10 protein-coding genes are annotated in these 12,383 nt (G+C 30.9%); all 10 read left to right on the forward strand.

Annotated elements, in window-relative coordinates:
• Window positions 1-231: 231 nt before the first annotated feature.
• The 10 genes from PW5551_RS01060 to PW5551_RS01105 all read left to right on the forward strand — a co-directional run bounded on the left by PW5551_RS01060 (window position 232) and on the right by PW5551_RS01105 (window position 12,026).
• Window positions 232-1,314 (forward strand): class I SAM-dependent RNA methyltransferase, encoded by a 1,083-nt coding sequence (locus tag PW5551_RS01060; protein ID WP_158526103.1) that lies wholly within the window; start codon window positions 232-234, stop codon window positions 1,312-1,314.
• Window positions 1,315-1,369: 55 nt separating this feature from the next.
• Window positions 1,370-2,620, forward strand: a complete 1,251-nt coding sequence (locus PW5551_RS01065; protein WP_113073683.1) for a glutamate-5-semialdehyde dehydrogenase — start codon at window positions 1,370-1,372, stop codon at window positions 2,618-2,620.
• A gap of 2 nt (window positions 2,621-2,622) precedes the next feature.
• Window positions 2,623-3,447 (forward strand): pyrroline-5-carboxylate reductase, encoded by an 825-nt coding sequence (gene proC / locus PW5551_RS01070; protein WP_113073687.1) that lies wholly within the window; start codon window positions 2,623-2,625, stop codon window positions 3,445-3,447.
• Window positions 3,440-4,735: an adenylosuccinate lyase gene (purB, locus tag PW5551_RS01075; protein WP_113073689.1), complete on the forward strand. Its 1,296-nt coding sequence runs from the start codon at window positions 3,440-3,442 to the stop codon at window positions 4,733-4,735. Before proC ends, purB begins: the two co-directional genes overlap by 8 nt.
• A 15-nt stretch (window positions 4,736-4,750) precedes the next feature.
• A complete protein-coding gene (locus tag PW5551_RS01080; RefSeq protein WP_113073691.1) occupies window positions 4,751-7,117 on the forward strand; it encodes a Lon protease family protein in 2,367 nt (788 codons plus the stop codon).
• Between the two features lie 42 nt (window positions 7,118-7,159).
• On the forward strand, window positions 7,160-7,831 hold the full coding sequence (radC, locus tag PW5551_RS01085) for a DNA repair protein RadC (protein WP_113073693.1): 672 nt from the start codon (window positions 7,160-7,162) through the stop codon (window positions 7,829-7,831).
• The gene (locus PW5551_RS01090) at window positions 7,824-9,056 is read left to right on the forward strand and encodes a type IV pilus biogenesis/stability protein PilW (protein ID WP_113073696.1); all 1,233 of its coding nucleotides are present in this window, start codon (window positions 7,824-7,826) and stop codon (window positions 9,054-9,056) included. Before radC ends, PW5551_RS01090 begins: the two co-directional genes overlap by 8 nt.
• A 16-nt stretch (window positions 9,057-9,072) precedes the next feature.
• Window positions 9,073-10,302, forward strand: a complete 1,230-nt coding sequence (locus PW5551_RS01095) for an adenosylhomocysteinase (RefSeq protein WP_113073699.1) — start codon at window positions 9,073-9,075, stop codon at window positions 10,300-10,302.
• A gap of 141 nt (window positions 10,303-10,443) precedes the next feature.
• On the forward strand, window positions 10,444-11,148 hold the full coding sequence (locus PW5551_RS01100; RefSeq protein ID WP_113073702.1) for a helix-turn-helix domain-containing protein: 705 nt from the start codon (window positions 10,444-10,446) through the stop codon (window positions 11,146-11,148).
• The gene (locus tag PW5551_RS01105) at window positions 11,136-12,026 is read left to right on the forward strand and encodes an IS3 family transposase (RefSeq protein WP_233488388.1); all 891 of its coding nucleotides are present in this window, start codon (window positions 11,136-11,138) and stop codon (window positions 12,024-12,026) included. Before PW5551_RS01100 ends, PW5551_RS01105 begins: the two co-directional genes overlap by 13 nt.
• Window positions 12,027-12,383 lie beyond the last annotated feature (357 nt).

Genomic DNA, 12,383 nt, shown 5'->3' on the forward strand with positions numbered 1-12,383 from the left:
AGCATAAAAACGCTGCATCCACCCCTTCGTAGGAAGGGGAATAGAAATGACTACCCCGTCTGCAGCATAAAACGCTGCATTCACCCCTTCACAGAAGGGGAATTTTACTTTCAAAACGAAAACCAATTGTTTTCACGGACATTTAATATGATCTAATGCGGGCTAATTTATTTATCTATTTAATATGATATAATTTAAATCATAATGACATATAAAAAACAGGAGTTTGATATGGTTGAATTGATCGCACTTTGTACTGCCGGATTAGAAGCAGCGCCTTCTTTTGAGATTAAGAAAAATGGATATAAAATAATCAATTCATCATCAGGAAAGGTTCAATTTTTGGCTTCGTTGAAGGATATCCCCAATATAGTTACACATTTTCGCACCGTAGATAGGATTCTTATTAAGATTAATGAATTTAAAGTTAACAGTTTTGATGAACTTTATGATAATATTTTTCAAACAAAATGGAAAGATTATATAGAAAAGAACGGAAAAGTTGTTGTAGAAAGAGTTAAAATCACAAATTCTAAATTATCTGCTACCGGTGCAGTTGCTTCTGTGATTAAAAAGGCGATTTATGAAAATTTGAAAAAATCTTATAAAACAAATATCTGGGTTGAAAATGAAATCATTTATCCCTTATATATTTATCTAAAAAATAATAAGGCAACTATTTGTTTAGATACTACTTACAAGGATTCATTGGCAAAACGTGGTTATAGAATTACCCATCTACCAAATTCTCTAAGAGAAACAATAGCGGCTAGTATGGTGATCCTATCAAAATGGAATAAGGATTATACTCTGATTGATCCTTTTTGCGGTTCTGGGACAATTCCCATTGAAGCAGCTTTATATGCTTCTAATTCTATACTAAGGAAGGACTATGCTTTTTTACAATGGAAAATTTTTAGAGATGTTAATTTGAGTAGTGTTACTGTAAATAATACTAGCAATTACGATATCTATGGATATGACAAGAATTACAAAGCAATAGAGATTGCCAAAGAAAATGCAAAAAGGGCAAATGTAAAAGTTCATTTTGAGAAAAAAAATATGGAATCACTAGAAAAAAGTGATGATTTAATATATTTCATATCTAATCTACCATATGGAATAAAAGTTGAAGATAATATAAAAGATACCTATAGAAAGATGAGGCATTTAAGCAGGGCTTTCCCTAATGCTAAATTTTTCTTTATTACACCAGAAGATAAGTTCGAAGAATATTTTGAAAAGAGAGCAAATAAGAAGTTCGAGTTTCAAAATAGTGGCATATGGGTTTGGTATTATTTGTTTTATGAATGACTTTAACCGGGGTGTTTTGAAGATACATAAAATCAAGTTAAGGGAGGGTGAAAAAATGAATGTAGAAGAGATTGTTTTAGAAAAAGCTAAAAACGCAAAAGCTGCATCTAAAACATTTGGTTTAACTTCCGATATTCAAAAGATAGATATTTTAAACTCTATATCAGAAGAATTACTAAAAAATATTGATTATTTAATAAGTGAAAATCTCAAAGATATAGAAAGGGCTAAAAAGAATGGTATGTCAAAAAGTTTACTCGATAGGTTGATTTTGAATGAAGAAAGAATAAAAAGTATTGCAAAAAGTGTCAGAAAAGTAGCGGATTTAAAAAGTGAAATTGGGAATATCTCAGAGATGTGGAAAAGGCCAAATGGGTTGATGATTGGAAAGATGATAGTTCCCTTAGGAGTTATTGCAATTATATTTGAAAGTAGACCAAACGTTACAGTAGATGCAACAGCACTTTGTATAAAATCTGGTAATGCGGTAATATTAAGAGGTGGATCAGAAGCGATAAATTCTAATTCTGCTTTGGTAAATGTTATTCATAAGGGTATAGAAAAAAGCGGTTATTCAAAGGATATTGTCCAATTTATAGATATAACTGATAGAAAAGCTGTTGATGAATTGATGAACTTATACGATTACATAGATGTCCTGATACCAAGAGGAGGCCCATCATTAATAAGAAACTCTATTGAGAATTCTAAGGTACCTGTAATACAAACTGGAGCGGGTAATTGTCATGTGTATGTCGATAAAGATGCAGATATAGAAAAAGCTTTAAAGATTGTTGAAAACGCTAAAACCAGTAGACCTTCCGTATGTAATGCTGCAGAAAAACTACTTATTCATAAGGACATAGCAAATGAATTTCTTCCTAAAATCAATGAAATTTTTAAAAATAAAGTTGAATTAAGAGGATGCCAACAAACTTTAAAAATACTTCCTGACTTGAAACCTGCCAAAGAAGAAGATTGGGGAAGTGAATATCTAGATTATATTATGGCTGTTAAAATAGTAAAAGATATCGATGAAGCCATAAATCATATCAACAAATATAGCACCATGCATTCTGAAGCTATTGTTACAGAGAATTATACAACTGCTCGACAATTTTTAAATGAAATTGATTCAGCAGCTATATATGTAAATGCTTCTACTAGATTTACAGATGGGGAGGAATTTGGCTTTGGGGCAGAGATGGGAATAAGCACTCAAAAATTACATGTTAGGGGACCAATTGGTATAAAAGAATTAACAACAACAAAATATGTTATTTTGGGTAACGGGCAGGTTAGATAATTATGGATATAAAATTGTGTGTAATTGGGTTAGGTAAAATGGGAAGTACATTAGTCAAAGGTTTTATTCAATCTAAAACATTAGAAAGAGAGCAGATTATTGGGACTGATCTTTTTGAATACGAATCAGAAAAAAACACTAATTATTGTGATATTAGAACTATGTCTAATAATGTTCAAGCGGTAAAAGAATCCGATATAATTCTTTTAGCAATAAAACCTCAGATTATAAATAAGGTTTTAAGAGAAATTAGTCCCCATTGTGAAAATAAGATAGTAATTTCGATAGCAGCTGGTGTTAGCCTGCATCATTTAGAAAGGGCGTTACCTATCTCCACAAAAATAATAAGAGCTATGCCTAATACCCCAATTCTAGTTGGTGAAGGTGTGATAGCTATAAGTAAAAATAAAAATATTAATGATAAAGACTTAAATATAGTAAAAGAGATATTAGAAAGTGTGGGAAATGTTTATTTAGTAGAAGAATACATGATGGATACAATAACTGCTTTAAGTGGAAGTGGGCCTGCGTATGTTTATATTATGATAGAAGCTTTATCAGATGGGGGTGTTTTAATGGGCTTACCCAGAGAACTTTCTACAGAACTAGCAGCTAGAACCTTTTTAGGAGCTGCAAGAATGGTTTTGGAAGAAGATAAACACCCCGGAGCATTGAAAGATATGGTTACATCCCCTGGTGGTACTTCTATAAGGGGAATAGAAGTTTTGGAATCTCATGGTATACGAGGAATACTCATGGATGCAGTTAAGGAAGCTACTAAAAGATCTAAAGAATTAAACTCTCAAAGAGGTGGTAATTTTGATTGAAAGATACTCGCTTTCTCCTATGAAAGAAATATGGACTCTCCAAGCTCAATATAATAGGTGGCTTGAAGTAGAATTATCTGTAATGGAAGCTTTGGAAGAACTAAATTATGCTCCGAAAGGTTCTGTTCAAAAAGCTAGAACCAAAGCTAAGATAGATGTTCAAAAAATATTAGAAGTTGAGAAAATTGTTGATCATGATGTTATAGCTTTTATTAAAGTTGCTACAGAGGATATGGGCGATGAGGCAAGATACTTTCATAAAGGATTGACTTCTTCTGATGTTGTTGATACCTCTCTCTCACTAGCAATGAAAAGAGCCGGAGAAATAATATATAATGAGCTAAATAAATATATAGCTAATCTGAAGAAATTAGCTTTGAAATATAAAGATACCATTATTGTTGGTAGGACACATGGAGTACATGCTGAGCCAACCTCCTTTGGGTTAAAGATATTAGGTTTTGTTGCAGAATCTGAAAGAAATAAAGAAAGGTTAGAAAAAGCGATTAAGGAGATCTCACAAGGAAAAATTAGTGGGGCAGTTGGGAATTACGCCAACATTGACCCAGAAGTTGAAAGAATCGCTTTAAAGAAATTAAGCCTTTCTCCATGTAAGGTTTCAACCCAAGTTGTGCCAAGAGATATTCATGCTGAATTTTTTAGCTCTTTAGCCTTAATAGGTAGTAGTATAGAAAGATTTGCAATAGAAATAAGACATCTTCAAAAATCTGAAGTTTTAGAATTAGAAGAACCGTTTAAAAAAGGTCAAAGAGGTTCATCAGCCATGCCTCATAAGAAAAATCCAATTTTATGTGAACGTTTAACAGGAATGTCAAGGATGCTTAGATCGTATGTGTCTTCAGCTTATGAAAATATTTCTTTATGGCATGAAAGGGATATTTCTCATTCATCTGTGGAAAGGGTGTTTATTCCCGATGCAACATTACTTACATATTATATGCTTAAAAAGGCAAATTATCTTGCAGAAAAATTGGTTGTTCACGAAGATACAATGAGAGAAAATATAGAAAAATCGTATAATTTAGTTTATTCTCAACGTGTTTTATTGGCTCTTGTGGATTTGGGAATAAGTAGAGAAGAAGCTTATAAAATAGTCCAAGAAGATGCTATGAAAGCTTGGAATGATAGGAAAAATTTCAAAGAAATTTTATTTGAAGATTATAGAATAAAAGAAAAGATATCTAAAGAAAAATTGGAGGAGTTATTTTCTCCAAATTACTATATAAGAAATGTTGAAAAAGTTTTTGAGAGGTTTGATTTCTCATAAACGGAGGTGGAAGTTATGAAATTATCTTTAGATGACTTTTCAATCAAAATTCCAGAAATATCAGTTGAAAACACTTCAGAGGTTAATATAGCTTCATATGAAGATTATACCCTGCAAAAAGAGGCGTGTGAGATTTTACAGTTTGCCTTGGAAAGTATTGTAGATTCGAATAATGTTTTTATAGTTGGCCCTTCTCGAAGTGGTCGAAGAAGCATGACAAAAAAGATAGTTGAAAGAATAGCTTTGAATCAAAAAGTTCCACAAGATCTAATTTATGTTTTTAATTTTAAAGAAGAAAAGAAGCCAAAGCTTTTGGAATTACCTGCGGGTGAAGCCAAAAATTTTAAAACTGAGCTTTTATCAATTATTAATTCATCTATCCAAGTACTTAATAAAACCATGAGTACAGAAGAATTTCAACAACGATTAAGTTCTTTAGAGAAAGAATATAACGAGCAAAGGGAAAAGATATGGTCTGATTTAAGAAAACAGGCTCAAAGTCTTGGGTTTGTGCTGGAAGCTTCAGAAAAAGGTATAGTAAGTGTTCCGATATATAATGGTAAGAAAATCAGTACAAAAGAGTTTGAAGAGTTACAAGAAGAAATAAAAGAGCATTTTAAGAAGAACTCTGAAAAATTGAGAGAATTAATAGAAAAAGCAATGGCAAAAATAACTGAGATGGACAAAGAATATTGGGAAGAGGTTAAGAATTTACGGAGATATTGGGCTTCTTTTAGTTTAGCAAAACTTTTTGAACCAATAGAAAAAAAATATCTGAAATATTCAGACGTTTTTGAGTATTTGCAAGCACTTAAAGAAGACATGGCTTCGCATCTTTCTCAATTAACTTCTGATAATCAAAATTTGATCACTTTTCTTAAAGAGAAAAGATACAACGTCAATATTTTAGTAGATAATTCATATCTTCAAGGGGCTCCTGTAATAGAGGAAGATAACCCAACTTACTCTAATCTCGTTGGAAGAATAGAGTATTACTCACAGATGGGTTTTCTTCAAACAGATTTCACTATGATAAAATCTGGTTCATTTCACAAGGCAAATGGCGGTTATTTAATAATGGACGCTGAGAAAGTACTTAGAAAACCATATGCTTGGGAAGTTATCAAACGTATATTATCTGAAAAAGAAGTTAAGATTGAAAATGTACAAACTGCAGAAGGTTTGTCTAGTGTAGAAAGCTTAGAACCAGAGCCATTGACTTTAAAGGTCAAAGTTATTTTGATTGGTGAAGAATGGGTATATGATATTATTAGGGCATATGACAGTGAATTTGAAAAGTTATTTCCAATAAAATCGCAATTTGATTATGAAGCTGAATTAAATGAAGAGAATATCAACAAATTTTTGGCTTTTCTGAATAATACGGTAAATGAGAATGATCTATCTCATTTTACAAAAGACGCTATAGAAGAAGTGATTAGATATAGTTGTAGAATTAACGGGAATAATAAAAGATTTTCTTTAAAGTTGGGAGAATTGAAGAATTTACTAATCGATTCTAATAATATTTCTAGGAAAAATGGCAATAGCCCTTATATAACTTCTAATGATATCAAAGAAGCAATAAAGTTTAAAGAAAAAATGTACTCATTTCATATGAAAAAAATATTCAACGCCATAAAAGAAAAGAAGATTGATATTAGAACAGAAGGGTATGAGGTTGGTCAAATTAATGGTTTGACTGTTCTAGATACGGGTGATTTTTCTTTTGGGCATCCAGTAAAAATTACAGCAAAAAGTTACCGATCTTCTTCAGAAAAAATAATCAATATTCATAGAGATATAGATTTGAGTGGTAAAATATATAAAAAATCTTCTTTAATTATAGAAAATTATTTTAAACACAAATTCTCAAACTATATACAATCAGGGTTTGGTGTTTCTTTAAATTTTGAACAAGTTTACTCTATAATTGAAGGGGATAGTGCAACTTTAGCAGAAACTCTAACACTAATGTCTTCTATAGCTAACATTCCATTAAAACAAAATATAGCTATAACTGGTTCTATGAATCAAAATGGGGAAGTTTTGCCAGTTGGAGGAGTTATAGAAAAGATTGAAGGATTTTATAAAACTTGTAAAGATTCGAACTTTACAGGCGAGCAAGGGGTAATCATTCCAAGTAAAAATATTGATAATCTTGTTTTGAAAGAAGAAATAAATAAAGACATATCTAATGGGGAATTTCATATTTGGGCAATAAATCATATTGACGAAGCAATAGAAATAATGACAGATTACAAAGCCGGAACGTCTGATAAAAATGGTGAGTTTGAAAAAGATACTTTTTATTATTATGTTAGTGATAATCTAAAGAAATTATCAAAAGAAGGAAAAAAGGATCAGGAAGATAAGGATTAAAAGAAGTAGCTAATATAAGATTAAAATAAAAAGGAGCAGAGAATGAAGGAAGAGCTCAAACCAAGAGAGAAACTAGAAAAATACGGTTCGGAATATCTAGATGATGAAGAATTAATAGCAATTATTCTAAGACATGGGGTTAAAGATTACAATGTTTTTGAGGTATCGAAGGGAATAATTGAAAAATATAAATCTTTAACTAAATTATCTGATCTTTCGCTCAGTGAGATATCAAAGGAAAAAGGAATAGGTAAGGTAGGGGCAATTAATTTAAAAGCGGCATTAGAAATAGGTAAGAGATATCATCTTCAAAAGATGCGTCAAGAACATCAAAAAGTAACGTCACCAGAAGAAGCCTACTATGTATGTGAAGACATGGTTTATTTACCAAAAGAAACGGTCAGAGCAATATTCTTAGATTCTAAACTTAACATAATTCGTATAAAAGATATTAGTAATGGAACTGCGAATCTTTCAATTGCACATCCAAGAGATATTTTTAAAGAAGCTATTATATATAATGCTGTGTCATTTATTCTAGTACACAATCATCCCTCAGGAGATCCTTCTCCTAGTATGAATGACATAAATCTTACAGAAAGATTGACTGAGTCTGGTAAAATTATAGGAATAAACATGAATGATCATGTGATAATTGGTAAAAATTCATATTACAGTTTTTCGTTGAATGAAAGCAGGGATATCTATGAGTGAAAATCAAGATTCAAACGATAGATTGAAAAATTTATATAAAATTAAAGAAGAAATCGAAAAAGAGTTAGAAGAAAAGGGGATAAAAATTCCTCAAAAAGTAGAAAAAAAGAAAATTTCAAAGGAAGTTTATAAAGCAGATTATGAGATTGAAAGACTAAATGTATCAATCAATAATCTAAATAATTGGTTTGATGTCATTTTAAACGACATAGATATTTCGAATGAAAAACTATCTTATTTTTTTGAAATTCGTTTGGGGAACAAATCATCATCTGAATATTCAAATCAATTCGGATTGATGCATCTTTTTAGAAATAATTTTGAATTAGCAGAGAAATTTTTTAATATTAAAAATAACGATGTGAATTCATTAATAAATAAAGGCTTCTTAAAAATAATACGTAAGGATGAGGATGTCACTCAATATTTTTCTGAACTTATAAAGAATTACCCAAAAAATGGTTTAATTTATTTGACATTAAGTCTATACTTTTTAAGAAATAAAAATTTCCATAAAGCCTATGAATTAATAAAAGTTGCAAATAACTATCTTAATTATTCTTTTGTAAATATGGGTATATCTGCGTATGAAAAAGAGTTTCAGAAATCTATATCTTTTATTTCAAAGTCTTATCTTGAAGGAAAAGCAAAAAAAATTATAAATTTATTAAATTTCTATATTAGTTTATTTGTTAATGACACTGAAAGAGCAAATTCTTCTTCTAACATGTTGAAAGAAGTAAGTACTCCATGTGTCTATTGTATCAAATCTTTAACTAATTCTGAGGTTATTAAAGTGTCAGATTTTTGTTCTTATTATGAAAGAATACTTTCTCATTTGGGCACTCCCAAACAATATAATCCAACAAATTCAGAATTATATGAACTAACTTTTTATAAATTTTTTCAAGAAAAAAATATTCAAAGCTTTAACTCTTATTCCAAAAGAATCGAAAATTCTTTTGATAAAATTCCATTAAAATTTATCCCTACAACTGAATCAGATTTAACTCCCAAAACCATAACAAATTTATTTTATTCTTATCAGAAAAAAGGAATAAAATGGGATCTAAAAGGACCAAATTATTTTGAAAATCTAAATAAGGTATTGGAAGAACTTAAGGATAAGTTTCATAAAAATTATATTTTTATATTAGATCTTCCATTTTATGAATCACTAAGACTGCTTTTTGGTTGGCGTATATGTCAGTATATAAATAAATGAACAAAGGAGGAAATGTATGACAGATTTAGTGGAGAGTGGTAAAAAGAAAATAGAGTGGGTAAAAAAACATATGAAAGTTTTGAATTCATTAAAAGATCTATATAAATCCGATAAACCATTTAAAGATGTAAATGTAGCAATAAGTATTCACTTAGAAGCAAAGACGGCATATTTAGGAATAATTATGCATGAATTGGGGGCAAATGTAGCTATAACTGGTAGTAATCCATTATCAACTCAAGAAGATGTTGTTGCTGCACTTAAAAACTATTATGGATTAAATGTTCATGCAGATAGGTCTCTTGATGAATCTGTATATTGGGAAAATATAGATAAAATTTTAGAAATTAATCCAAACATAATATTAGATGATGGAGCAGATTTAGGGATTACTTTAATTGAGAAATATCCTGAAAAAGTCAAAAATCTTTGGGGGATATGTGAAGAAACTACAACTGGAGTAAAAAGGTACAAAGCTCTTCATAGGCAAAATAAATTGCCAGTACCTGTAATCTTAATAAATGACTCATACATGAAATATCTATTTGATAATAGATATGGAACAGGACAATCAACCTGGGATGGAATAATAAGATCTACTAATCTAACTGTTACTGGCAAAAATGTGGTGGTAGCTGGATACGGATGGTGTGGAAAAGGTGTTGCTATGAGAGCAAAAGGGTTGGGTGCAAATGTGATAGTAACAGAAGTTGATCCAATTAAAGCTAATGAAGCATTGATGGATGGATTTAGAGTAATGAAGATGGAAGAAGCAGCAAAATATGGAGATTTTTTTGTAACCGTCACAGGGGATATAGATATTATAACTAAAGAACATTTTCTACTTATGAAAGATGGAGCCGTTCTTTCAAACGCTGGACATTTTGATGTTGAAGTAAAAGTCAAAGATTTAGAGGAAATTGCGGTTGATAAAAAGGAAGTAAGAAATGGAGTGGAAGAGTATAAATTACCCAATGGAAAGAGCGTATTTTTATTGGGAAAAGGGAGGCTAGTGAACCTAGTAAATGCTGATGGCCATCCTACAGAGATTATGGATTTGTCTTTTAGCTTGCAGCTTGAAGGAGCTAAATATATAAAAGAAAATCGTGGTAATATGAAAGTAAATGTTTCGCCTGTGCCTTATGTAATAGATAAAAAGATAGCAGAGATTAATCTTATAACGAAAGGAATAGAAATAGATACTTTATCTAAAGAACAAGAAGAGTATCTAAATAGTTGGGAGTAAATAGATTATATAAAACGCCCTAAACGAACTGCCCCATGTCAGTTGTAAAATCGGTTTAATTCCCCTTCCTCTGATATGATACCTCCAAAGTAGACACGTAATTAATAAAAATTACCAAACTACTTTGGAGGTATAATTATTATGTCGAGAAAAGGGAAATATAGTAAAGAAACAAAGATAAAAGCATGTGAAGATTACATATCAAGAAAAGGAAGTTTTGAAAGCATAGCAAAATCAGTGGGATGTGATGAATCATCTTTAAGAGATTGGTATTACAGATATATAGAACATGGAGAAAAAGCATTTGAAATAACAAAAAGAAATAAATCATACAGTAAAGAATTCAAGATATCTGTAGTTAAAAAATACATAGATGGAAAATATTCAGCCATGGATTTATCTGCTAAATACAATATAAATTCTCGTTTAATTCGTAATTGGATAAATAAGTATTATAATGGTATAGAGCTGAAAGATTATGATCCGAAAGGAGATGTCTATACCATGGAATCAAGAAAAACTACATACAAAGAAAGAGTAGAATTAGCAGAATGGGTAATAAACAACGATATGAACTACAAAAAAGCTGCAGATAAATATGGAATTAAATATTCTTCAGTATATAAATGGACAAAGATGTATTTAAACAAAGGTCCTGAATCACTCAAATATAGAAAACGTGGTCCTAAATCTAAAACTCAAATAAACGAAGATGAACTTACAGAAATGCAGAGATTAAAACTAGAGTTAGAAAGGGAAAGAGCTAAGAACAAAAGATTATCATTTGCATTAGAAGTACATAAAAAAAAAGAGAAATTCCAAAGAGAAAGAAAATTTCGAGAGTAAAACAAGATGGTGAATACAAAACGGTAGATTACTACAAAACCAAAGGGTACTCAGTTAAAATGTTGTGTGATGTGTTGAAAATATCCAGAAGCTCTTACTACAAAAACCAAAAGAGGGAAAAACCACAAAAAGAAAAACAGGATGAAACCATATGTAATCTAATACAAGAATACCATGCTACATACGATGGGATACTTGGATACAGAAGAATGACTATGTACATAAACAGACTAAACCAAAAAGAATATTCTGAAGGTTACATACACAGACTGATGAAACTTGTGGGAGTATCTTCCAGAATAAGAAGAAAGAAAGTTAATCGTAAAAGGACAAAACCAGAATATACAAAAGAGAACATACTAGCCAGAGATTTCAGTACAGAAAAACCAAATGAAAAATGGTTAACAGATGTAACTGAGTTTTCTATACCAACAGATACAAGGAAACTTTATTTAAGTCCTGTAATGGATCTACATGGTAACGATATAGTGGTATATGAAACATCATATAGAAACGACAACAGATTGGTGTTCAAAATGTTCGATAAGGCCATAGAAAAATATCCAGAAGCTAAACCGATATTTCATAGTGACAGAGGATTTCAATATACTGGTAGAGTATTTAAAAACAAATTGGAAAAATCTGAAATGACACAGAGTATGTCTCGTGTCGGTAAATGTATAGATAATGGTCCTATGGAAGGATTTTTTGGCACTCTTAAATCTGAGATGTTTTATGGTAAGAAGTTTGATTCTCTTGAAGATTTAGAACAAGCTATTCACGAATACATTGATTTTTATAACAACCGTAGGTTCCAGAAAAAACTTGGATGCCTGGCTCCTGTTGAGTTCAGAAACCAAGCATCCAAATGTATATAGTTTTTTATTAATTTTTGTGTCTACTTGACATGGGGCAGTTCATCAAGAGGGGAATTCTATTATATTAACCCTTCAAAAAGGGGAATAAAAGCAAATTTGGACTTAAGTCAAGATAGTAGACAGAAAAAAGGGGAATTAAAATCAACAAGCCTCTCAAGAGGGGAATTAAAGCCAAATTCCCCTTCTGTGAAGGGGTGGATGCAGCGTTTTATGCTGCAGACGGGGTAGTCGCTCTTTAATTTGCTTTTAGCAAATTGAAAATTCAATTCAAAAGCAACTACCCTGTCTGTGACCACACCCTGTCAGACTTTCGGTCTGACACCCCTCTCAAGAGGGGAATTAAAGCCAATTCCCCTT

This window comes from Petrotoga sp. 9PW.55.5.1 (assembly GCF_003265365.1).
In the GTDB taxonomy this organism is placed as follows: domain Bacteria; phylum Thermotogota; class Thermotogae; order Petrotogales; family Petrotogaceae; genus Petrotoga.